The sequence below is a fragment of the Mycobacterium sp. NGS33 genome (genome assembly GCF_059812885.1).
In genome coordinates, this window is the sequence record NZ_JCALDN010000001.1 from 139,037 (window position 1) to 161,638 (window position 22,602).

The window sequence follows — 22,602 nt, forward strand, 5'->3', positions numbered from 1 at the left end:
CGGAGCGGCGATGACGCGCCAACCCGTGCGGATGGGGTTGCCCCGGGGCGTGCGCGGGTGTGCGGGGTTGGGTCATCGAGCGGCTGACCCTGCGGTGGTCACGCTTGTCAGCATGCCAGATGCGGTGCACCCCGCCCGACGGAATCGGGCGCGGGTCGGCGGTCAGCGGCCCAGGCGGTTCCGCAGTCGCGAGCCCCATCGCCGACGGGTTTCCGGTTGAACCGGGGCCGTTTCGGGGGCGGGTTCGGGCTCTTGGGCTTCGGGCTCTTGGGCTTCGGGCTCTTGGGCGTCCTCGGCTTCGGGCGCTTCGGCTTCTTCGGCTTCGGACTCTTGGGCGTCCTCGGCTTCCGGCTCCTCGGCCTCCGCCCCCGGTTCCGGCTCCTCCGCTGCGGGCTCGGGTTCTCCGGCTTCGCCTTCGGGCTCGGACTCCTCCGCTTCGACGTCGGGCTCGGCGTCTTTGGTTTCGGACTCGTCGTCTTCGCGTTCTTCGGGCTCATCGTCGTCGGCCTCGAGCTCCGCGGCTTCGAGGTCGCCCGCGTCGGCTTCCTCCACATCGGAATCCCCGGCCGCCGCCGCGGTTTCGGCCTCGTCAGCCGCCGCCTCGACCTCGGGCTCATCGGATTCCGCCGCGGGCTCGGGTTCCTCGGGTTCGGGTTCCTCGGCCTCGGGCCCGGGTTCGGGCTCGTCGGCCCCGTCCTCGCCCGGTCCCTCGTCGCCGACCGCCGCCGGGGAGTCAGCCTCCGCTTCTTCGACTTCCGGCGCGGCGGCCGCGGTGTCGTCGGCCTCCGCCGTCTCCCCCGCGCCCGACGGCGCGTCGGCGGCGGCGACGGCTCCTGCGCCCGCCGCGGCGGTCGCTGCCGCCACCGTCACGGGCTCAGCGTCCGCCTCGGCCTCCGCCGCTTCCTCATCGAGGTATTCGTTGCCGCGCAGGCTCTCGGGATCTTCGCGGCCCTTGGGCGCCGCCATCAGATACACCACGGCCCCGATGAACACGAAAGTCGATGTGAACGAGTTGATCCGGATGCCGGCGATGTGGGTGGCGGTATCGTCGCGCAGCAGCTCGACGCCGAACCGCCCGACGCAATAGCCCGCCACGTACAGCGCGAACAGCCGGCCGTGGCCCAGCGTGAAGCGCCGGTCGGCATAGATCAGGGCCACGAAAACCAGGACGTTCCAAATCAATTCGTAGAGAAACGTCGGCTGCACCACGAAGGCGATCTGGCCCGTCGAGATGCCGTCCAGCGAGTGCGGGTCGATGTATCCCGTGGGGTCGCGGCGGTAGAAGACCTCCAGACCCCAGGGCAGCGTCGTTTCGCGGCCGTAGAGCTCCTGGTTGAAGTAGTTACCCAGCCGGCCGATCGCCTGCGCCAGAATGATTCCCGGTGCCAGCGCGTCGGCGAAGGCCGGAAGGGGTATCCCGCGCCGGCGGCAGCCGATCCAGGCGCCGACGCCGCCGAGTGCCACCGCGCCCCAGATGCCCAGGCCGCCGTCCCAAATGCGCACGGCCGCACCGAGTCCCGCGCCGCCCGGCCCCCAATACGTTCGCCAGTCGGTGGCCAGGTGGTAGAGCCGACCTCCGACCAATCCGAACGGCACCGTCCACAGCGCGATGTCATAGATCACGCCGCGCTCGCCACCGCGCGCCTCCCAGCGCCGGTCGCCGATCAACAGCGCCGCCACGATGCCGGCGATGATGAACAGCGCGTAGGCCCGGATGGGCAGCGGCCCCAGGTGCCATACACCCTGCGGCGGGCTCGGGAAGTAGGCCAGCAGCTTCGTCACGAGGCCGACGCCCCCCGACGAACACCGGCGGCGAGTTCCTCAGTCAGCGTGCGCAATGCAGTCAACCCCCCGTCCCCCAATGCCGTCACCAATGCGGACCCCACGATGACACCGTCGGCGTAGCTGCCGATCTGGGCGGCCTGCTCTCCCGACCGCACCCCCAGACCCACCCCGACGGGTATGTCGGATACCTCTTTGACCCTGCTCACCAACTCGGGCGCGGCGTTGGACACGACATCACGCGCCCCCGTCACCCCCATCGTCGAAGCGGCGTAGACGAATCCACGCGACGCCTCGACCGTCATCGCCAACCGCTGCGGGGTCGAGGACGGCGCCACCAGGAAAATCCGGTCCAGCCCATGCCCGTCCGATGCCGCCAGCCACTGCGCCGCCTCATCGGGGATGAGATCGGGAGTGATCAGGCCGTACCCCCCCGCCGAGGCCAGATCCCGAGCGAACGCGTCAACGCCGTAGTGCAACACGGGGTTCCAGTAGGTCATCACCACGGCATGTCCACCGGCCGCGCTGATCGCCTCGACCGCGGCAAGCGTGTCGCGCACGCGCACGCCGGCGTGCAGCGCGGTCTCGGTCGCCTTCGCGATGGTGGGGCCATCCATGCCCGGATCGGAATAGGGGACGCCGACTTCGATGATGTCACAACCCGATTCGACCAGCGCGGTCATCCCGTTCACCGATGTCGGCACGTCGGGGTAACCGGTGGGAAGGTAGCCGATCAGCGCCGCCCGGTTGTCGTTGCGGCAGCCGTCGAATATCGACTGAAGCCTGCTCGCTTCGCTTTGCTTGACACTCATCGATCGCTGGACCCCAGCAGCCCGAACCACTTCGCGGCCGTCTCGACGTCCTTGTCACCGCGCCCGGACAGGTTCACCACGACGATCGCTCCCGGTCCCAATTCGGGGCCCAATTTCAGCGCGCCCGCTACGGCGTGCGCGGATTCGATCGCCGGGATGATCCCTTCGGTCCGGCACAGGACGCGGAACGCCTCCATCGCCTCCGAGTCGGTGATCGGACGGTACTCGGCACGCCCAATCTCGCGCAGGTACGCGTGTTCGGGACCCACGCCGGGGTAATCGAGACCGGCTGAGATGGAATGGGATTCGATCGTCTGGCCATCCTCGTCCTGCAGCAGATACGAGAACGATCCCTGAAACGCCCCGGGCGAGCCGCCACTGAAGGTCGCGGCGTGCCTTCCGGTTTCGACACCGTCACCGGCCGCCTCGAATCCCACCAGCCGCACGCCTGGATCGTCGATGAACGGGTGAAAGATGCCGATGGCGTTGGATCCGCCGCCGATGCAGGCCACCACCGCGTCGGGCAAGCGTCCGGCCTGAGCCTGGATCTGGGCGCGCGCCTCGAGGCCGATGATGCGCTGAAAGTCGCGCACCATGGCGGGGAAGGGATGCGGGCCCGCCGCCGTGCCGAAGCAGTAGAAGGTGTTGTCGGCATTGGTAACCCAATCCCGAAACGCCTCGTTGATGGCGTCCTTGAGCGTCTTCGAACCGCTCTCGACCGACACGACCGTCGCCCCCAGCAGGCGCATCCGCGCCACGTTGAGCGCTTGGCGCTCGGTGTCCACGGCGCCCATGTAGATCACGCAGTCCAGCCCAAGCAAGGCACACGCGGTGGCGGTCGCGACGCCGTGCTGCCCCGCCCCGGTCTCGGCGATCACCCGCTTCTTGCCCATCCGCTGCGCCAGCAACGCCTGTCCGAGCACGTTGTTGATCTTGTGAGAACCGGTGTGGTTCAGGTCTTCTCGCTTGAGGAAGATGCGCGCGCCGGCGTGTTCGGACAGCCGCGGCGCCTCATACAGGGGTGAGGGCCGGCCGGCGTAATGCGCCTGCAGGTAGTCCAGCGTGTCCAGGAAATCCTGGTTGACCCGTTCCTTCTCGTAGGCGGCGGTCACCTCTTCGATCACGGCCATCAACGCCTCGGCGACATAGCGGCCGCCATAGACACCGAAATGGCCACCCGCATCGGGTTCGTGGCGGGTGGGTTCGGCGATGGCTGCGCTCGGATGCGGAAGGTCCGGGCGGGACAGGTCCACCATCACCAATGCTCTACGCGGGGATGGCTCATGGGGTTCAACGTATCAGCGCGGGGGGCTCTTCAGTGACGAAGCGACTAGCGAGCCGGTTTCGGACAGGACGGATGGGTGCCCGCGGTGACCAGGTCGGCGACCGCGGCGCGCGGGTCACCGCTTTTGACCAGACCTTCGCCGACCAACACGGCGTCGGCACCCGCACCGGCGTACGCCAGCAGGTCCCCGGTACCGCGCACGCCTGATTCGGCGATCCTGATCACGTTGCTGGGCAGCCCGGGAGCGATGCGCGCGAAGCAATCCCGGTCCACCTCGAGCGTCGCCAGATCGCGGGCGTTGACACCGATTACGTTGGCGCCGGCCTTCAGTGCCCGGTCGGCTTCTTCTTCGGTGTGCACCTCGACGAGCGCCGTCATGCCCAGCGATTCGGTGCGGTCCAGCATCGACACCAGCGCCGACTGCTCCAGCGCGGCGACGATCAGCAGCAGCATGTCGGCGCCGTGCGCGCGCGCCTCGTGGATCTGATAAGGCTGCACCACAAAGTCTTTGCGCAGAATCGGTATCGAGACCGCCGCGCGCACCGCGTCGAGGTCGTCGAGCGAGCCGTGAAAACGTCGCTCCTCGGTCAAGACGCTGATGATGCGGGCGCCGCCGTCTTCGTAGGCCCGGGCCAGCTTGGCCGGATCGGCAATGGTCGCCAAAGAACCCGCCGACGGGCTGGCACGCTTGACTTCGGCGATGACGCCGATTCCGGGCTCGCGCAGAGCGGCCATCACGTCGCGTGGCGGCGGCGCGGCCGCCGCGGCGGCCTTGATCTCGGACAGGCTGATGAGCGCTTCGCGCGCGGCAACGTCGGCCCGGACTCCCTCGAGGATGGAGTCAAGCACGGTTGCCGGACTCATGCCTGTCGTTTCCCTTCGCCCTGTTCGTCCGCTGTCATCCCACGGCCACTGTGGTGTCCCCAGCCGATTGCGACGACGTGAATGAAGGGTAGCGGCCCGCGGCTTGCGGTCCGTCACCGACCCTCGGTGTCAGACTCGCCTGCCCGATCGGTCGGGTCGCGCCCCTCGTCAAGCGCGTCCCAGATCATCCGCTCCGACATTCCCGGCGTCTCCGGCTGCTCCAGCATCGCCCCGTCGGCCTCTTCGCGTTGCACAATCGACCGGCGCGTCGCCGGTGTCGCGTACTTTCTCGCGCTCGAGCGGGTGGATACCGAGTCCGACGCGGACCGCATGAGTAGGACGGCCGCGATCAGCGTGCACGCGGCGGCCGCCACCGTGACGCCCGCGCCCCAGTACCGCCGCTCGCTTCCGACCAGCGACATCACCGACACGTGGCCCAGTTCGGCGCCGCGGACCGCCACGTCGGGCAGCGCCCACAGGCTGACCCCGAGGTAGCCGACCGCCAGGCTGATCACCGCCAGCAGCCCCGCCAGCGCGCGCAGCAGCCACCCCCGCACGGCGATGGCGGCGACGGCCCCGGCCAGCAGCAGCAGCGCCAACGGCAACAGCGCCGTCGACCAGGTACCCCCGGCCAAGGTCACCTGCTTGGGCGGCCCGAGCCCGTCGAACGAACGGATGACGACCCACGGCAGGCGGGAGGCCACCCACAACGCCGCCGCGGCGACCACGAGCACGAGCTGGGCGATCCGGATCAGCCAGCGGCCGGCCGGACGGCCGGTGTCGGCCTCACTCATGGCCCGCGGGTTCGGTTAGCGTCTCGGCGGCGGCGATCGCGCTGAGCACCGCGCGGGCCTTGTTGGTCGCCTCGGTGTACTCGTAGGGGCCGTTGGAGTCCGCCACCACCCCGCCACCGGATTGCACGTACGCGGTGCCGTCGCGCATCAGGGCGGTGCGGATGGCGATCGCGAAGTCGGCATTGCCGGCGAAGTCCAGATAACCCACCACGCCGCCGTACAGGCCGCGGCGCGTCTTTTCCACCTCTTCGATCAGCTCCATGGCCCGGACCTTCGGCGCGCCCGACAGGGTGCCGGCCGGGAAGCAGGCCGTCACCGCATCCAGGGCGGTACGACCCTCGCCGAGCGTGCCGGTCACCGTCGACACCAGGTGCATGACGTGGCTGTAGCGCTCGATGTGGCTGTAGTCCTCCACGCGCACGGTGCCCGGCGCGCAGACCCGGCCCAGGTCGTTGCGGCCCAGGTCGACCAGCATCAGGTGCTCGGCGCGTTCCTTCTCGTCGGCCAACAGCTCCTTTTCCAGCAGCTGGTCCTCCTCGTCGGTGTCCCCGCGCCACCGGGTGCCCGCGATCGGGTGGGTGGTCGCGGTGCCGTCGGCGACGGTGACCAACGCCTCCGGGCTGGAGCCGACGATCGAAAAGTCAGTTCCCCCAGTGCCATTCGGCACATGCAGCAGATACATATAGGGGCTCGGATTGGTGACCCGCAACATCCGGTAGACGTCGATCGGGTCGACGTGGGTGTCCATCTCGAACCGTTGCGACGGCACCACCTGGAAAGCTTCACCCGCGGCGATCTGCTCGACGAGGTAGTCGACGATCTTGCCGTACTCCTCGACGCTGCGCTGCGCGCGGTAGCGCGGCTCGGGCCGCTCGAACGTGCCGACCGTGGACGACAACGGCTGACCCAGCGCCGCGGTCATCACGTCCAGGCGGGCGATGGCGTCGTCGTAGGCCTCGTCGACGCGCTCGTCGGTCCCGTTCCAGTTCACCGCGTTGGCGATCAGCGTGATCGTGCCCTCGTGGTGGTCGACCGCCGCCACATCGGTGGCCAGCAGCAGCAACATGTCGGGGAGCTTGAGGTCGTCGACGGCCAGTTCGGGCAGCCGTTCCAGGCGCCGCACCATGTCGTAGGCGAAGAACCCGACCATGCCGCCCGACAGCGGCGGCAGGCCCTCGAGCGGGCCGGTGGCCAGCACCTCCAACGTGGTGCGCAGGGCCTGCAGCGGGTCGCCCCCGGTCGGCGCGTCCCGCGGCACCACGCCCAGCCACACGGCTTCGCCGTCGCGCACGGTCAGCGCCGACGGCGACCCCGCGCCGATGAACGACCACCGCGACCAGGAACGGCCGTGCTCGGCCGACTCCAGCAGAAACGTGCCCGGACGGTCGGCGGCGAGCTTGCGGTAGGCCGACAACGGGGTCTCGCTGTCGGCCAGCACCTTGCGGGTCACCGGGACCACGCGGTGCTCGGCCGCCAGCCGGCGAAAGTCCTCTCGTGAGGTCGTCGCGGCGAGGTGGGCGTGCACCGATCCATCCTCCCAGACGCGTACACAACCGAGCCGGACAGCGTCCGGCGTAGCGTGTCCGCCATGAAACCTGGTGACACCGTCGCGGACTTCGAACTGCCCGATCAGACCGGGACGCCGCGCAAGCTCAGCGAACTGCTCTCCGGCGGGCCCGTCGTGCTGTTCTTCTACCCGGCCGCGATGACACCCGGCTGCACCAAGGAGGCGTGCCACTTCCGCGACCTGGCCGCCGAGTTCGCCGCGGTCGGGGCCAACCGGGTGGGCATCAGCGCCGACGCCGTGGACAAGCAGGCCAAGTTCGCCGACCTGCAGAAGTTCGACTACCCGCTGCTGTCGGACACCGACGGCGCCGTCGCCACCCAGTTCGGCGTCAAGCGCGGCCTGCTGGGCAAGCTGATGCCGGTCAAGCGCACCACGTTCGTCATCGACACCGACCGCACGGTGCTCGAGGTGATCTCCAGCGAATTCAACATGGACAGCCACGCCGACAAGGCGCTGGCGACGCTGCGCGCGCGGGCGTGACCGTCAGGGGCTGACCGCCAGGAACACGTAGGCGGCCAGCAGCACCAGATGCACCTCGCCCTGCAGGCGGGTGGCCCGGCCCGGCACCACGGTCAACACGCTGATCACCACGGTCAGCGCGAGCAGCACCAGCTGGATGGCGCCGAGGCCGAGCACCAGCGGCCCCTTGAGCCATATCGACGCCAGGGCGATCGCCGGAATGGTGAGCCCGATGCTGGCCATCCCCGAGCCGTAGGCCAGGTTCAGGCTGATCTGGATGCGGCCCTTCCGCGCCGCGCGCACCGCCGCGAGCGTCTCGGGCAGCAGCACCAGCGCCGCGATGATCACCCCCACGAACGACTGCGGGAAGCCGACCGCGGTCACCGCCTTCTCGACGGCCGGTGACTCCTCCTCGGCCAGGCCCACCACCGCCACCAGGGCGCCGAGCATCAGCCCCAGGCTGGTCAGCGCCGCGCGGGTGGTCGGCGGTTCGGCGTGGCTTTCGTCGGTGAACAGGCTCTTTTGGCCCTTCTGCGCGATCGGCAGAAAGAAGTCGCGGTGCCGCACCGTCTGGGTGAAGACGAACATCAGGTAGACCAGCAGCGAGGCGACCGCGGCGAAGGCGAGCTGGCCGGGCGAGAACTCCTTGCCCACGGTCGTGGTGGTGAACGCCGGCAGCACCAGGCTCAGCGTCGCCAGGGTGGTCAGCGTGGCCAGCGCGGCGCCGCTGCCCTCGGCGTTGAACAACGTCACGCCGTAGCGCCGCGAGCCGAGCAGCAGCGACAGCCCGGCGATGCCGTTCGTAGTGATCATCAGCGCGGCGAACGCGGTGTCGCGGGCCAGCGTGGCCGTCTCGTTGCCGCCCGACGCCATCAGCTCGACGATCAGGGCCACCTCGATGACCGTCACCGCCGCCGCGAGCACCAGCGACCCGAACGGCTCACCGACCCGGTGCGCGACCACCTCCGCGTGATGCACCGCGGCGACCACCGCGCCGATGAGAAACAGCGCCGTCAGCCCGACCAGCACCGGCCCGAGCGTCTCGCCCCAGATCAGTGCCAGCACGACGACGGAAAGCACCGGCACGACGATGTTCCAGGACGACCATTTCGACATTGACCACCATTCTTGTCGATGTCGTGGGCCCATGCCCGCCAAAGGTGACCCTTGACACGTCCGGCCGCGCCCACCGGCCCGGCGTCGGACCGCGTCGTAGGGTCAGCGCTGCGGCGGCAGCAGCTCGTCGGCGTCGAAGCAGCTGTGGTCGCCGGTGTGACACGCCCCGCCGACCTGGTCGACCGTCAGCAGCACCGCGTCGCCGTCGCAGTCCAGGCGCACCGAGTGGACGTATTGGGTGTGACCGGAGGTCGCTCCCTTGATCCACTGCTGGCCGCGGGACCGCGAATAATAGGTCGCCTCACGGGTTTCCAGGGTGCGGGCCAGCGCCGCGTCGTCCATCCAGGCGACCATCAGCACGTCACCGCTGCCGCGCTCCTGCACGACGGCGGTGAACAGGCCCTCGGCGTTGCGCTTCAGCCGCGCGGCGATCTGCGGGTCGAGCGTCATCGGGCCATCCTTACCGGGATCCCCGCCTCGGCCATCGCCGCCTTCACCTGCCCGATGGTCAGCTCCCGGAAGTGGAACACGCTGGCCGCCAACACCGCATCGGCGCCGGCCGCGATCGCCGGCGCGAAATGCTCGACCGCTCCGGCGCCGCCGCTGGCGATGACCGGCACCGTGACCGCCGAACGCACCGCCTGCAGCATCTCCAAGTCGAAGCCCGCTTTGGTGCCGTCGGCGTCCATCGAGTTCAGCAGGATCTCCCCCACCCCCAAATCGGCTCCGCGCGAAGCCCATTCGACCGCATCCAGACCGGTGCCCCGGCGCCCGCCATGGGTGGTGACCTCCCAGCCCGACGGCGTCGGCACGGCGCCCGGGGGCACGGTGCGGGCATCGACGGACAGCACGATGCACTGGGAACCGAACTGGCGCGCCATCTCGGCCAGCAGCTCGGGCCGGGCGATCGCGGCGGTGTTGATGGACACCTTGTCGGCGCCCGCGCGCAGCAACACGTCGACGTCGGCGACCGTGCGCACCCCGCCGCCGACGGTCAGCGGGATGAAGACCTGCTCGGCGGTGCGGCGCACCACGTCGAGCATGGTCGCCCGTCCCGACGACGACGCCGTCACGTCGAGAAAGGTGAGCTCGTCGGCGCCTTCGGCGTCATAGGCGGCCGCCAGCTCCACGGGATCGCCCGCGTCGCGCAGGTTTTCGAAGTTGACCCCCTTGACCACGCGGCCGTCGTCGACGTCCAGGCACGGGATCACGCGCACGGCAAGGCCGTTGGGATTGGGGGGCATCTCAGTAGTCCTCCGGTCGGCCCGTGGCGCGCAGGATTTCGAGGATCTCGGCGTGGGCGTCGGGGCCCGCCGCCACCGCCGAATCCGACGCGGGTGTCCACGCCTGGCCGGCCAGGTCGGTGACGACACCGCCGGCGGCTCGCACCAGCGCGACCCCGGCGGCGTGATCCCACACGTGGCCGCCGAAACTTATTGCCGCACCCAATATTCCGTCGGCGACGAACGCGAGGTCAAGGCCGGTGGAGCCGTGCATGCGCAACCGCGACGAGACCCGGCTGAGGTTCTCCAGCAACGCGATTCGGTAGCGGCCCGGGAACCGGCCGCGGGCGTCGGCGCTGAACGAGCCCGCCCCGACCAGCGCGTCGGCCAGGTCGATGGAGGTCAGCGGCGGCTGCGGCACCCCGTTCTTGCGCAACGGGCCACCCGTCACCGCGGTGTAGCGCTGGTCGAAGAACGGCAGCCAGGTCAGCCCCGCCACCGGATCGCCGTGGTGCAGCAGGCCCAGCAGGATCCCGGCCATCGGCGATCCGGCCGCGTAGTTGAAGGTGCCGTCGACGGGGTCCAGCACCCACACCCAGGGCGAGTCGACGGCCGAACCGCCGAATTCCTCGCCGTGGACCCCGATCCCGGTGGCCTCGACGAGCGCGGCGACCACCTGTCGCTCGATCGCGAGGTCGACGTCGGTGGCGAAGTCGTTGCCCTTCTTGCGGACCGCGGAATCGGCGCGGTGCCCGGAAAGGAATGGCTCGGTCGCGTCGTCGAGAATCGCCGACGCCTGCGCCACCAACGCGTGCACGTCCATGCGGTGTTACTCCGCCACCGCGGCCAGCGCCTGCGGCAAGGTGAAGCGCCCGGCGTAGAGGGCCTTGCCCACGATGGCGCCCTCGACGCCGCGGCCGGTGAGGGTGGCGATCGCGCGCAGGTCGTCGAGGCTGGAGACGCCGCCGGAGGCGATCACCGGGGCGTCGGTGCGCTCGGCCACCGACGCCAGCAGGTCAAGATTCGGCCCGCCCAGCGTGCCGTCCTTGGTCACGTCGGTGACCACGAAACGCGAACAGCCTTGCCCGTCAAGGCGTTCCAGCACCTCCCACAGGTCACCGCCGTCGGTCTCCCAGCCCCGCCCGCGCAGCCGGTGTTCGCCGTCGACGATCTGCACGTCCAGGCCCACCGCGACCTTGTCGCCGTGCTCGGCGATCGCGCGGGCGCACCATTGCGGGTTTTCCAGGGCCGCCGTGCCCAGGTTCACCCGGGCGCAGCCGGTGGCCAGGGCCGCGGCCAGCGAGTCGTCGTCGCGGATGCCGCCGGACAGCTCCACCAGCACGTCGAGCTTGCCGACCACCTCGGCCAGCAGTTCCCGGTTGGAACCACGCCCGAACGCGGCATCCAGATCCACCAGATGGATCCATTCGGCCCCGTCGCGCTGCCAGGTCAGCGCGGCGTCCAGCGCCGAGCCGTATTCGGTTTCACTGCCCGCCTTGCCCTGTACCAAACGCACGGCACGGCCGTCGACCACGTCGACCGCGGGCAACAAGATCAACACATCTCCTCCTGTGTGCCGGGCGCGCAACGGGTTACGTGCGCGCGCGGCTGGTGCTTGACGAAAAGCGCTTGCGCGTGGTCCTTCACAATCCCTGGACCCAATTGCTCAACACGGCCGCGCCGGCATCCCCGCTCTTTTCCGGGTGGAACTGGGTGGCCGACAACGGCCCGTCCTCGACCGCGGCCAGAAAGGGGCCTTCGTGGGTGGCCCAGGTCAGCACCGCATCCGGCGAGCCTTCCCATTGCTGGGCGGCATAGGAATGCACGAAGTAGAACCGGGTATCGGGGTCGAGTCCGTTGAACAGCACGGTGCCAGGCCCGGATTCGACGACGTTCCAGCCCATGTGCGGGATGACCGGCGCCTGCAGCCGCGTGACGTATCCCGGCCACTGCGCGCACCCCGCGGTTTCCACACTGAATTCCACGCCGTGGGCGAACAGGATCTGCATTCCGACGCAGACGCCCAGCACCGGGCGCCCGGCGGCGACCCGCTCGGCGATGATGCGGTCCCCGCCGATGCCGCGCAGTCCCGTCATGCAGGCCTCGTAGGCACCGACGCCGGGCACCACCAGTCCGTCGGCGGCGGCCGCGGCATCGGCGTCGCCGGTCACCTCCACCGACGCACCGACCCGCTCGAGCGCGCGCTGAGCCGACCGCAGGTTGCCCGAGCCGTAGTCGAGGACAACGACTTTCTTGGGTGCCGTCACAGCACCCCTTTGGTGGACGGCACGTCCGAGACGCGGGGGTCGGACTCGACCGCCTGGCGCAACGCCCGGGCAACCGCCTTGTACTGCGCCTCGGTGATGTGGTGCGGATCGCGCCCGTACAGGACGCGCACGTGCAGCGCGATGCGCGCGTTCATGGCCAGCGATTCAAACACGTGCCGGTTGATGACGGTGTGATAGGGCACCGAGTTGCCGGCAATGGTGGTGTGCTGCAGGTGATCCGGTTCCCCGCTGTGCACACAGTAGGGCCGCCCGGACACGTCGACCGCGGCGTGGGCCAGCGTCTCGTCCATCGGGATGAAGGCGTCGCCGAACCGGCGGATGCCGCGCTTGTCGCCGAGGGCCTGGCCGAGTGCGGTACCCAGCGCGATCGCGGTGTCCTCGATGGTGTGGTGTCCCTCGATCTCGACGTCGCCCTTGGTGCGCACGGTCAGGTCGAAGCTGGCGTGGCTGCCCAGGGCGGTGAGCATGTGGTCGAAGAACGGCACACCGGTGTCGATGTCGACCTGGCCGGTGCCGTCGAGGTCGAGTTCGACGACGATGTCGGATTCCTTTGTGCGGCGCTCGATGCGCGCACGCCGGGTGGCGGTGGCTGTCACGGTGCTCCTACAGGGCTGGGGGTCTCGGGTGCCAGTTCGGTGGCGGCGATCTGGGCGCTGGCGCGCAGGAACGCGTCGTTCTCCTCGGCCAGCCCGGTGGTGGCGCGCAGGTAGCCGGGGATTCCGACGTCGCGGATCAGCACGCCGGCGTCCAGGTAGCGTTGCCAGGTGGCCGGCGCGTCGGCGAACTCACCGAACAGCACGAAGTTGGCGTCGCTGGGGATCACCCGAAAACCCATGCCGGTCAACGCCGCCCCGACGCGTTCGCGCTCGGCGATCAGGGTCGCCACGCTGCCCAGCGTGTCGTCGGCGTGCCGCAGGGCGGCCCGCGCGGCGGCCTGGGTGAGCACCGACAGGTGATACGGCAACCGCACCAGCAGCATCGCGTCGATCACCGCCGGCGTGGCGATCAAATAACCGAGCCGGCCGCCGGCGAACGCGAACGCCTTACTCATGGTGCGCGAGACGATCAGCTTGGTCGGATACTCCGCCACCAGCCCGACCGCGCTGGGCTGCGAAGAGAATTCACCGTAGGCCTCGTCGACGATCAGGATGCCGGGCACCACGTCGAGCAACCGCCGCAGGTCCGGCAGCGAAACGCTTTGGCCGGACGGGTTATTCGGGCTGGCGACGAACACCACATCGGGACGGCGGTCGGTGATGGCGGCCACGGCGGTATCCACGTCAAGGCTGAAGTCGTCGGCGCGGGTCGCATGCAGCCATTCGGTGCGGGTGCCGTCGGCGATGATCGGGTGCATCGAGTAGGACGGGACGAACCCGATGGCACTGCGCCCCGGGCCGCCGAACGCCTGCAGCAATTGCTGCAGAATCTCGTTGGAACCGTTTGCCGCCCAGAGGTTTTCGACTCCGAGCGCAACACCTGTCTGGGCGCTCAGGTAGGCGGCCAGGTCGGTGCGCAGGGCCACCGCGTCGCGGTCGGGATACCGGTGCAGGTCCGCGGCGGCCGCGCCCACCGAGCGCACCACGTCGTCGACGAGCGCCTTGCTGGGCGGGTGCGGATTCTCGTTGGTGTTCAGTCGCACCGGGACAGCCAATTGCGGTGCGCCGTAAGGCGATTTACCGCGCAGGTCGTCGCGCAGCGGCAGGTCATCGAGGGTGGGCCTCTCGGTCGTCATCGCTCGAACCTCCGCCGCACCGCTTCGCCGTGTGACGGCAGGTCTTCTGCCTCGGCGAGCGCGATCACATGTCCGGACACGTCTTTGAGGGCCGCCTCGGTGTAGTCGACCACGTGGATGCCGCGCAGGAAGGTCTGCACGGACAGGCCGCTGGAATGCCGGGCGCTGCCGGCGGTCGGCAGCACGTGGTTGGATCCGGCGCAGTAGTCGCCGAGGCTCACCGGCGCATACGGGCCAACGAAAATGGCTCCCGCCGAACGGATCCGGCCCGCCACGGCCGCCGCGTCGACGGTCTGGATCTCCAGGTGTTCGGCGGCGTAGGCGTTGACGACGGTGACGCCGGCGTCCAGGTCGTCGACCAGGATGATGGCCGACTGGCGCCCACCGAGGGCCGCGGTCACCCGTTCGCGGTGCACGGTCGTGCGCAGCTGGGCGGCCAGCTCGGCGTCGGTGGCCGCGGCCAGCTCCGCGCTGGGGGTGACCAGCACGCTGCCCGCCATCTCGTCGTGCTCGGCCTGGCTGATCAGGTCGGCCGCCACGTGCGCCGGGTCGGCGGTGTGGTCGGCCAGGATCGCGATCTCCGTCGGGCCGGCCTCCGCGTCGATGCCGACGCGCGACCGGCACAGCCGCTTGGCGGCGGTGACGTAGATGTTGCCGGGCCCGGTGATCATGTCGACCGGCTCCAGCTCGGCGCCGTCGAGGTCGGTGCCGCCGTAGGCCAGCAGCGCCACCGCCTGCGCGCCGCCCACGGCCCACACCTCGTTGACCCCCAGCAAGTGGGCCGCGGCCAGGATCGTCGGGTGCGGCAGTCCGTCGAACTGCGCCTGCGGTGGGCTGGCCACCACCAGCGAGGCGACGCCGGCGGCCTGGGCCGGCACGACATTCATCACCACGCTGGAGGGGTAGACGGCGTTGCCGCCGGGCACGTAGAGACCCACCCGGTCGACGGGCACCCATCGCTCGGTGACCGTCGCGCCCGGGGCCAGCGTCGTCGTCACGTCGGTGCGACGCTGGTCGGCGTGCACCGCGCGGGTGCGTTCGATCATCACCCGCAGGGCGTCGGCCACCCGCGGGTCCAGCTCGGCCAGGGCCTTCTCGAGCGCGGCGCCCGGCACCCGGACGGCCGCGGGCCGGATCCCGTCGAAGGTGGCGCCGAACTCGAGGGCGGCCTCGGCGCCCCGCTCGGCGACGGCCTGCACGATGGGCCGGACCTTGGGCAGCACCGCCTCCACGTCGGCGCCGCCGCGGGGCAGCGCCGCCCGCAATCGCGCAGCCGTCAACTCCGTGCCCCGCAGGTCGACACGGGCCATCGGCGACGGTTGGGTCGGGCTCACGGTGTCCATTGTCCCAGAGGAACTCAAGTCGATATCCGACCGGTACAGTGCCGGTATCGAGGCCATACCCCGCGCTGAAAGCAAGAGCCGACCCAGGGAGGCGCCATGTCCGCCAAGGATCACCCCAACAACGCCCCGGGCGTCCCGATGGTGTTCCCGCCCTGGTTCGAGCGGTTTCAGATCAAATACTTCAACCCCGCGGTCAAGCCGATCGCCCGCTTTCTGCCGGGGACAGCGACGATCAAGCATCGCGGCCGCACCTCCGGCAAGCCGTACGAGACCGTCGTCACGCCCTACCGCAAGGGCAATGTGCTGGCGATCGCGCTGGGTCACGGCAAAACGAACTGGGTGAAGAACGTGCTGGCCGCCGGCGAGGCCGACGTGCAATTCAGCCGCAACCGGACGGTGCACCTGGTCAACCCGCGGATCCTGCCCGCCGGCTCGGACGGGGACGGGCTGCCGGCGATGGCGCGCATGCAGCTGCGCCGGATCGGGGTGTTCGTCGCCGACATCGCCTGAGGCTGGCCTCGGTTAAGGCCTTCTGAGTGTGCGCCGGTGGCGCAGGGTGTGCGCCCAGGGCGGCGACACGCCGGGAAGCGCCGCCCACGATTCACACTCAACGCCCGGGATGCCCACTCGACGCGCCCGATACCGGACGCCACAGCCCGACCTACATGTCGAGGCCGATGTCGAGCACCCGGACCGAATGGGTCAGGGCGCCCACGGCCAAGTAGTCCACCCCGGTCGCGGCGTAGGCCGCCGCGTTGTCGATGCTGAGTCCGCCCGAGGATTCGAGCAGCACGGCGGGTGCGCGCGCGTCGCGGCGCTGCACGGCCATCTGCGTCTGCCACACCGGGAAGTTGTCCAGCAGGATCAGCTCGGGCTTCTCGGGCAGCACTTCGTCGAGCTGCTCGAGCGAATCCACTTCCACCTCGCACGGCAGCTCCGGTGCCGCGTCCCGCACCGCCCGCAGCGCGTCGACCACCGATCCCGCGGCCACCACGTGGTTGTCCTTGATCAGGGCGGCGTCGCCGAGCCCGAGCCGGTGGTTGACCCCGCCGCCGACCCGGACCGCGTACTTCTGCAAGACGCGCAGGCCGGGCAGCGTCTTGCGGGTATCGCGCACCTTGGCCTTGGTGCCGTGCACGGCGGCCACCCAGTGCGCCGTGGTGGTGGCGATCCCGGACAGGTGGCAGATCAGGTTGAGCATGGTCCGCTCGGCCGTCAGCAGACCGCGGGTCTCGGCTCGCAGCGTCAGCACCGACTCACCCGGCTGTAGGTGGGCACCGTCCTCGACGCGGTCCACCACCTCGTAGCCGCGGGCGCCGAGCACCTCGTCGAGCACCAGCAACGCGACGTCGATGCCGGCGATCACGCCGGGCTCGCGGGGCACCATGGACGCCGTCGCCACCGCCTCGGCGGGCACCGTCGCCAGGGTGGTGATGTCGGGTCCGTAGCGCAGGTCCTCCACCAGTCCGCGCTTGATGGTGTCGCGCGCGGCGGTCAGTTCGCAGTCCGACATCGACGTCATACGACCGCCGCCAACGCCTCCACCAGCACCGCGCCCTGGTCGTCGGCCAGGCGCAGCACGTTGCTGCGTCCCAGCTCGGAGGCCGTCCGCGGGTACTCCGCGCGGTGGTGGCAACCGCGGCTCTCGGTGCGCGCCAGGGCCGCGGCCGTGACCGCGCGGGCGGTGAGGGCCAGCGCGACATCCTCGAAGTCCCGGCGGCCGGACACGGGGCGGACCTTGGCCTGGGCCAGCATGGTCGACAACCGGGTGAGGCCGGCGGCGTCGCGCACCACCGAGGCGTCCCGGCTCATCGCGTGTTGCAGGTCGGCGCGCCGCGGGGCGGTGTGGACGAGCGGCTCGGGGGCGACAGCGTGAACACGGCCGGTCGCCGCCGCATGTGCGGCCGCCGCCTTGCCGGCCCGCCCGCCAACCACCAGGCCTTCGAGCAGGCTGTTGGACGCCAGCCGGTTGGCGCCGTGCAGTCCGGTGCGGGCCACCTCGCCCGCGGCGAACAATCCGGGCAGCTCGGTCTGGCCGTACACGTCGGTGACGATGCCGCCGCAGCTGTAATGCGCCCCGGGAACCACGGGAATGGGTTGGCGGACGGGATCGATGCCGGCGGCCCGGCAGGCGGCCGTCACCGTCGGGAACCGCTTGGCGAAGTCGCCGATGTGCCGCGCGTCCAGGAAAACGCAGGCATCGCCGGTCGCCTTGAGCCGGGCGTCGATGGCCGCGGCGACGACGTCGCGGGGCGCCAGATCACCCATCGGGTGAACGCCCGCCGTCACCGAATCGCCTTGCCGGTCAATCAGTCTGGCGCCCTCGCCGCGGATGGCCTCGGTGATCAGTGGCCGCCGTCCGCTGGCGGCATCCGGGGAGAACAGCATCGTGGGATGGAACTGGATGAACTCGAGATCGCTGACCGCGACACCGGCCCACAGGCCCAGCGCGATGCCGTCGCCGGTGGAGCCCTCGGGGTTGGTGGTCGCGCCGTACAGGTGCCCGAGGCCCCCGGAGGCCAGGATCACCGAGGGCGCGCTGATGATTCCGTAGCCGTCCGGGTTGCCCACCAGGACGCCGGTCACGGACGCACCGTCGCGCAGCACCCGCAGCGCCACATGACCGGTGCGGATGTCCAGCGTGCGGGCCGCATGGTCGAGGGCGCGCTGCACCTCCGCGCCGGTGGCGTCGCCGCCGGCGTGCACGATGCGGCGCCGGGAATGCCCGCCTTCGCGGGTCAGCGCCCACTTGCCCGGTGCGGACTCGTCGAATCGTGCTCCGTCGCCGACCAATTCGGCGACCGCGGCGTACCCGTCGGCGACGATCGAGTAGACCGACTGGGGGTCGCACAGGCCCGCCCCGGCGACCACGGTGTCGGCGACGTGGGCCTCCACCGAGTCGTCATTGTCCGGTAGCACCACCGCGATGCCGCCCTGCGCGTAGTGGGTCGCGGTCGCGCCCCGCGCCTGGTCGGCCTTGCTCAGCACGACGACGCTGCGCCCGGCGCGATGCGCGGCCAGCGCGGCGGCCAATCCCGCGACGCCGGTGCCGATCACGACGACGTCGGCGCTGTGCGTCCACTGGGGACGGGCGATCATTCGCCACCGCCCGGCTGCCCGATTTCGATCATTCGCTGCACGCTGCGCCGGCCGGCGGCGGCGACATCGGGGTCGACATCGACTTCGTCGGCCCCCTCGACCAGGCAACGCAGCAGGGCCGCCGGGGTGATCATCTTCATGAACTTGCAGGAGGCGCGGTCGTTGACGGCGCGGAAGTCGACTTGCGGTGCCGCCCGGCGCAATTGGTAGAGCATGCCGACCTCGGTGGCGACAAGCACCTTGCGTGCGTGGGTCTGGTTGGCGGCCTCCAGCATGCCGCCGGTAGACAAGATCTTCACCCGGTCCGGCGGAAAGGCGCCCTCGCCCGCGAGATACAACGCCGAAGTGGCGCAACCACATTCGGGGTGCACGTAGAGCTCGGCGTCGGGATTGGCGCGGGCCTGGTCACCCAGTTCGTCGCCGTTGATCCCTGCGTGCACGTGGCATTCGCCCGCCCACACGTGCAGGTTCTCGCGCCCCGTCATGCGACGCACATGGGCGCCGAGGAACTGATCGGGGCAGAACAACACCTCGCGGTCCGGGTCGATGGACTCGACGACCTCCACCGCGTTGGACGAGGTGCAGCAGATGTCCGTGAGCGCCTTGACCGCCGCCGTGGTGTTGACGTAGGAGACGACGACCGCGCCGGGGTGTTCGTCCTTCCAGGCGCGCAGTTCGTCGGCGGTGATGGAATCGGCCAGCGAGCAGCCGGCGCGCTGGTCCGGGATGAGCACCGTCTTGTCCGGGCTCAGGATCTTGGCTGTCTCGGCCATGAAGTGCACCCCGCAGAACACGATGGTGTCCTCGGGCGCCTCGGCGGCGATCCGGGACAACGCCAGCGAGTCGCCGACGTGATCGGCGACGTCCTGAATCTCGGGCAACTGATAGTTGTGCGCCAGCACGGTGGCGCCGCGCAGCTTCGCCAGGCGGCGAACCTCGGCGGCCCATTGCTCATCACCGGCCACCCCGGCGTAGCCGATGGGCGAGTTCGTGATGTCGGCAATCATGCTTGCGGCGAGCGTGTCCATGCGATTGATAACCGTCATGGCGGCTCCTTTCAGCCCAGGAGGTTTTCGACTTATAATCGAAAACATGGCCCATGGTAGCACCGCCCACGAAGTGCTCGCGGTCGTGTTCCAGGTTCGCGAGGCGACCGACCAGGGCGCGAAGCGGCCGGCGAACAGATTAAGCACGGCGAAACCGCAGCTGAACGTGCTGTTATGGCAGCGCGCCCAGGACCCACAGCAGGGCAAGTGGTCGCTGCCGGGCGGTCAGCTGCGCAACAACGAGGACATGATCACCTCGGTGCGCCGCCAGCTCGCCGAGAAGGTCGACCTCAAAGAGCTGGCCCATCTCGAACAACTCGCGGTGTTCTCCGACCCGCACCGGGTGCCCGGCACCCGGGTGATCGCGTCCACCTTCCTGGGCCTGGTGCCCTCCCCCGCCAGCCCCGAACTGCCGCCCGACACCCGCTGGCACCCGGTGAACTGCCTGCCGTCGATGGCCTTCGACCACGGCCAGATGGTGGACAACGCCCGCACCAGGCTGAACGCCAAACTGTCCTACACGAACATCGGATTTGCTTTGGCGCCAAGGGAATTCGCGCTTTCCACGCTGCGGGACATCTACGGAGCCGCGCTGGGCTATCAGGTCGATGCGACCAACCTGCAGCGGGTGTTGGCCCGGCGCGGCGTCATCACGGCGACCGGCACCATCGCGCAATCCGGCCGCAGCGGCGGCCGCCCGGCCGCGCTGTACCGCTTCACCGACGCGGCGCTGCGGGTCACCGACGAGTTCGCCGCACTCAGGCCCCCCGGCTCGCCAGGCTAGGCTAGGGAAAAAGCGGGCGACGTGGGGGTGAATCGCGTCTGACCTGGCTGGAGTGACGAGAAGTCGCCCACAGTGCGGCGATTGCGTTTTGGTTACCTGCCGTTCGTACGCAAGAATGCCGGGTGGCCACGAAGGGAGCCTCAATGGCTGAGCTCGGCAACCTGGCAGGCACGCAGGGCGCGGAATGGATCGCCCGACCGCCACACGAGGAACTGCAGCATAAAGTTCGTCCGCTGCTGCCCTCGGACGACCCGTTCTACCAGCCGCCCCTGGGCTTCCAGCACGCCGAACCCGGGACGGTGCTGCGCTCGCGCGACGTCGAGCTGGCCTTCCTGGGCCTGATCCCGCAGTCCATCAAGGCCGTCCAGCTGCTCTACCGGACCATGGACATGAACGGCGAGCCGGAGGCCACCGCCACGACGGTGATCGTCCCCGCCGAACGGGCGCCGGGGCGTCCGTGCCCGCTGCTGTCCTACCAATGCGCGATCGACGCCGTCTCGTCGCGCTGCTTCCCGTCCTACGCGCTGCGGCGCCGGGCAAAGGCGCTGGGGGCGATCGGCCAGCTGGAGCTCTTCCTGATCGCCGCCGCCGTCGCCGAGGGGTGGGCCGTCTCGGTGCCCGACCACGAAGGCCTGCGCGGCCTGTGGGGCGCGCCGTACGAACCCGGCTACCGCGTCCTGGACGGCGTCCGGGCCGCGCTGAGTTCGGAGCGCCTCGGACTGTCCGCCGAGGCGCCCATCGGGCTGTGGGGGTACTCCGGCGGCGGACTGGCCAGCGCCTGGGCCGCCGAAATGTGCGCCGAATACGCGCCCGAACTCGACATCGTCGGGGCGGTGCTGGGCTCGCCCGTCGGCGACCTGGGCAACACGTTCCGCCGGCTCAACGGCAGCGTCCTGTCGGGTCTGCCCGCGCTGGTGGTGGCCGCGCTCGCGCACATCTACCCCGATCTGGACCGGGTGATCCGCGAGCACACCAACGAGGAGGGGCGCGCCCTGCTCGACTCGCTGGAGAAGATGACGACGGTGGAAGCCGTCGTGCGGATGGCCGGCAAGGACATGGGCGACTACCTCGACGAGCCGCTCGAGCAGATCCTCTCCACTCCGGAGATCACGCAGGTCTTCGACCACATCAAGCTGGGTGCCGCCGTTCCGACGCCACCAGTGCTGATCGTGCAGGCCGTGCACGACTACCTGATCGACGTGCACGACATCGACGTGCTCGCCGACGCGTATTCGGCCGGCGGCGCGCGGGTCACCTACCACCGCGACGCCTTCAACGAGCACATGATGCTGCATCCGCTGTCGGCGCCCATGACGCTGCGCTGGCTGACGGACCGCTTCGAAGGCCGCCCGCTGACCGATCACCTGGTCCGGACCACATGGCCGACGATGTTCAACCCGATGACCTACGTCGGCATGGCCCGGCTGATGAAGATCGCGGCCAAGGTCGTCACCGGCCGCAAGATCGGCCGCCGTCCGCTATGACACGGGCGCCTCGGCGCCGCCCCCTCGCACCGGCAGCACCTCCGTCGGCCCGGGCTGCGGGGGAAACGCACCCAGGTCGTCGCGGGCGTCCGCGGCCACCCGCACGGCATAGACCAGGGCCGCGATGCCGGCCGGCCACAGCAGGCTGACCGCGACCTGCAGCGGGCCATCGGAGAAGAACACCGGCGGCGCCTGGGTGACATAGGCGACCGACGGGCTTTTCGACAGCGGCACCGCATCGAAGTTCAGGGCCCCGTAGCTCAGCCGTACCAACCCGGCCCCCACCGCCGAGGCCAAGGCGGCGGCGGCCACCATGCCCGTCGACAGCGCGACGACCATCGCCGGCCCGCGGTGCTCGCGCCACTGCCACACCCAGACCGCGGCCACCACGGCAAGCACGGTCAGCAGCCCCAGCATCAGGGCCGGTGCGACGAAGAAGTGCTCAGACTCGTTGCCCAGATAGTCATGCACCCGTTCGCCTGAGCGGGAGAGCGCCACCACGGCGCGAATCGGCGGGGCGATCCACGCCCACAGCCCGCCGAGCGCCAGACCGGTCGCCGCCGACGCCAGGGCCACCACCAGGAGCGCGCGCGCCCGCGCCCGGCGCGACGCGCCGGTGGCTGCGCAGGGATCCGCGGCGTGCGCCGTGGTCTGCTCGCTCACCGCTGCGTCTCCAGATCGGCGGAATCGACCTCGCCGTGCCTCGAACAGCGCGCCCGCCACCCGTCGGGGCGAACCTGCACCACCATCCGGCGCCCGCACGCCGCGCAGAACCGGGGCGGCTCAAGACCCAACTGGGCCGCTGTCGGCACTGAGGTGCCCCCTAATTCCCCGGTGTAGACGTTGTAGACGCCGGCACCGACCGCTGCCCCCAGGGCGCCCAGATCGCGAACCACAACTCTCCAACCCTAGCCGCGGCAGCCC

The 22,602-nt window shown here is 70.2% G+C and carries 24 protein-coding genes; 4 read left to right on the forward strand and 20 right to left on the reverse strand.

The genetic code is table 11. The annotated features are described in order from the left end of the window. Positions 1–162: 162 nt before the first annotated feature. From AC5Y5B_RS00560 to AC5Y5B_RS00585, 6 genes are all read right to left on the reverse strand, one after another. On the reverse strand, positions 163–1,782 hold the full coding sequence (locus AC5Y5B_RS00560) for a prolipoprotein diacylglyceryl transferase (RefSeq protein WP_500002640.1): 1,620 nt from the start codon (positions 1,780–1,782) through the stop codon (positions 163–165). Beyond that, on the reverse strand, positions 1,779–2,594 hold the full coding sequence (gene trpA, locus AC5Y5B_RS00565; RefSeq protein ID WP_112633340.1) for a tryptophan synthase subunit alpha: 816 nt from the start codon (positions 2,592–2,594) through the stop codon (positions 1,779–1,781). The genes AC5Y5B_RS00560 and trpA overlap by 4 nt, the downstream gene beginning before the upstream one ends. Next, positions 2,591–3,853 (reverse strand): tryptophan synthase subunit beta, encoded by a 1,263-nt coding sequence (gene trpB, locus AC5Y5B_RS00570; protein WP_205869112.1) that lies wholly within the window; start codon positions 3,851–3,853, stop codon positions 2,591–2,593. Before trpB ends, trpA begins: the two co-directional genes overlap by 4 nt. Positions 3,854–3,924: 71 nt before the next feature. Then, positions 3,925–4,743, reverse strand: coding sequence for an indole-3-glycerol phosphate synthase TrpC (gene trpC / locus AC5Y5B_RS00575; protein ID WP_007776189.1), 819 nt, complete (start codon positions 4,741–4,743; stop codon positions 3,925–3,927). 113 nt (positions 4,744–4,856) lie between these two features. Then, complete coding sequence (locus tag AC5Y5B_RS00580) at positions 4,857–5,537, reverse strand: TIGR02234 family membrane protein (protein ID WP_500002648.1); 681 nt, start codon at positions 5,535–5,537, stop codon at positions 4,857–4,859. Then, positions 5,530–7,062 (reverse strand): anthranilate synthase component I, encoded by a 1,533-nt coding sequence (locus AC5Y5B_RS00585; protein WP_500002650.1) that lies wholly within the window; start codon positions 7,060–7,062, stop codon positions 5,530–5,532. The genes AC5Y5B_RS00580 and AC5Y5B_RS00585 overlap by 8 nt, the downstream gene beginning before the upstream one ends. A 63-nt stretch (positions 7,063–7,125) precedes the next feature. Between AC5Y5B_RS00585 and AC5Y5B_RS00590 the strand changes: the two genes are divergently transcribed. Further along, complete coding sequence (locus AC5Y5B_RS00590) at positions 7,126–7,584, forward strand: peroxiredoxin (RefSeq protein ID WP_112633344.1); 459 nt, start codon at positions 7,126–7,128, stop codon at positions 7,582–7,584. 3 nt (positions 7,585–7,587) lie between these two features. Here the strand turns inward: AC5Y5B_RS00590 and AC5Y5B_RS00595 are convergent, their stop codons facing one another. The 9 genes from AC5Y5B_RS00595 to hisD form a co-directional block, all read right to left on the reverse strand. After that, positions 7,588–8,679, reverse strand: coding sequence for a calcium:cation antiporter (locus tag AC5Y5B_RS00595; RefSeq protein WP_500002656.1), 1,092 nt, complete (start codon positions 8,677–8,679; stop codon positions 7,588–7,590). 102 nt (positions 8,680–8,781) lie between these two features. Further along, complete coding sequence (hisI, locus tag AC5Y5B_RS00600) at positions 8,782–9,129, reverse strand: phosphoribosyl-AMP cyclohydrolase (protein ID WP_112633346.1); 348 nt, start codon at positions 9,127–9,129, stop codon at positions 8,782–8,784. Next, positions 9,126–9,923 carry an imidazole glycerol phosphate synthase subunit HisF gene (hisF, locus tag AC5Y5B_RS00605; protein WP_112633347.1) on the reverse strand — a complete coding sequence of 266 codons (798 nt, stop codon included), beginning with the start codon at positions 9,921–9,923 and terminating at the stop codon, positions 9,126–9,128. The genes hisI and hisF overlap by 4 nt, the downstream gene beginning before the upstream one ends. Before the next feature lies 1 nt (position 9,924). Then, the gene (locus AC5Y5B_RS00610; protein ID WP_112633348.1) at positions 9,925–10,725 is read right to left on the reverse strand and encodes an inositol monophosphatase family protein; all 801 of its coding nucleotides are present in this window, start codon (positions 10,723–10,725) and stop codon (positions 9,925–9,927) included. Between the two features lie 6 nt (positions 10,726–10,731). Next, on the reverse strand, positions 10,732–11,463 hold the full coding sequence (gene priA, locus AC5Y5B_RS00615) for a bifunctional 1-(5-phosphoribosyl)-5-((5-phosphoribosylamino)methylideneamino)imidazole-4-carboxamide isomerase/phosphoribosylanthranilate isomerase PriA (protein ID WP_112633349.1): 732 nt from the start codon (positions 11,461–11,463) through the stop codon (positions 10,732–10,734). An 82-nt stretch (positions 11,464–11,545) separates the two neighbouring features. Beyond that, on the reverse strand, positions 11,546–12,169 hold the full coding sequence (gene hisH, locus AC5Y5B_RS00620; RefSeq protein WP_500002661.1) for an imidazole glycerol phosphate synthase subunit HisH: 624 nt from the start codon (positions 12,167–12,169) through the stop codon (positions 11,546–11,548). Then, on the reverse strand, positions 12,166–12,786 hold the full coding sequence (hisB, locus tag AC5Y5B_RS00625) for an imidazoleglycerol-phosphate dehydratase HisB (protein ID WP_112633351.1): 621 nt from the start codon (positions 12,784–12,786) through the stop codon (positions 12,166–12,168). Before hisB ends, hisH begins: the two co-directional genes overlap by 4 nt. Beyond that, positions 12,783–13,922 carry a histidinol-phosphate transaminase gene (locus AC5Y5B_RS00630; protein WP_500002664.1) on the reverse strand — a complete coding sequence of 380 codons (1,140 nt, stop codon included), beginning with the start codon at positions 13,920–13,922 and terminating at the stop codon, positions 12,783–12,785. Before AC5Y5B_RS00630 ends, hisB begins: the two co-directional genes overlap by 4 nt. Next, positions 13,919–15,265, reverse strand: coding sequence for a histidinol dehydrogenase (hisD, locus tag AC5Y5B_RS00635; RefSeq protein ID WP_500002666.1), 1,347 nt, complete (start codon positions 15,263–15,265; stop codon positions 13,919–13,921). The genes AC5Y5B_RS00630 and hisD overlap by 4 nt, the downstream gene beginning before the upstream one ends. 96 nt (positions 15,266–15,361) lie before the next feature. Between hisD and AC5Y5B_RS00640 the strand changes: the two genes are divergently transcribed. Next, positions 15,362–15,775 (forward strand): nitroreductase family deazaflavin-dependent oxidoreductase, encoded by a 414-nt coding sequence (locus AC5Y5B_RS00640; protein ID WP_500002668.1) that lies wholly within the window; start codon positions 15,362–15,364, stop codon positions 15,773–15,775. Positions 15,776–15,926: 151 nt separating this feature from the next. Here AC5Y5B_RS00640 and nadC read toward each other — a convergent pair whose 3' ends face one another. The 3 genes from nadC to nadA are packed head-to-tail and all read right to left on the reverse strand — an operon-like array spanning position 15,927 to position 19,410. Then, positions 15,927–16,787: a carboxylating nicotinate-nucleotide diphosphorylase gene (nadC, locus tag AC5Y5B_RS00645; protein WP_112633355.1), complete on the reverse strand. Its 861-nt coding sequence runs from the start codon at positions 16,785–16,787 to the stop codon at positions 15,927–15,929. Next, positions 16,784–18,364 (reverse strand): L-aspartate oxidase, encoded by a 1,581-nt coding sequence (locus tag AC5Y5B_RS00650; protein WP_112633356.1) that lies wholly within the window; start codon positions 18,362–18,364, stop codon positions 16,784–16,786. The genes nadC and AC5Y5B_RS00650 overlap by 4 nt, the downstream gene beginning before the upstream one ends. Next, positions 18,361–19,410: a quinolinate synthase NadA gene (gene nadA, locus AC5Y5B_RS00655; protein WP_112633357.1), complete on the reverse strand. Its 1,050-nt coding sequence runs from the start codon at positions 19,408–19,410 to the stop codon at positions 18,361–18,363. Before nadA ends, AC5Y5B_RS00650 begins: the two co-directional genes overlap by 4 nt. Positions 19,411–19,456: 46 nt before the next feature. Between nadA and AC5Y5B_RS00660 the strand changes: the two genes are divergently transcribed. Beyond that, positions 19,457–20,194 carry an NUDIX hydrolase gene (locus tag AC5Y5B_RS00660; RefSeq protein WP_112633358.1) on the forward strand — a complete coding sequence of 246 codons (738 nt, stop codon included), beginning with the start codon at positions 19,457–19,459 and terminating at the stop codon, positions 20,192–20,194. A gap of 143 nt (positions 20,195–20,337) precedes the next feature. Next, on the forward strand, positions 20,338–21,678 hold the full coding sequence (locus tag AC5Y5B_RS00665) for a lipase family protein (RefSeq protein ID WP_112633400.1): 1,341 nt from the start codon (positions 20,338–20,340) through the stop codon (positions 21,676–21,678). Here AC5Y5B_RS00665 and AC5Y5B_RS00670 read toward each other — a convergent pair. Both AC5Y5B_RS00670 and bsaP read right to left on the reverse strand, forming a co-directional pair. Continuing rightward, positions 21,673–22,260, reverse strand: coding sequence for a DUF2567 domain-containing protein (locus tag AC5Y5B_RS00670; RefSeq protein ID WP_500003778.1), 588 nt, complete (start codon positions 22,258–22,260; stop codon positions 21,673–21,675). The genes AC5Y5B_RS00665 and AC5Y5B_RS00670 overlap by 6 nt on opposite strands. Before the next feature lie 77 nt (positions 22,261–22,337). After that, positions 22,338–22,574 (reverse strand): biotin synthase auxiliary protein BsaP, encoded by a 237-nt coding sequence (gene bsaP / locus AC5Y5B_RS00675; protein WP_112633360.1) that lies wholly within the window; start codon positions 22,572–22,574, stop codon positions 22,338–22,340. Between the last annotated feature and the right edge of the window lie 28 nt (positions 22,575–22,602).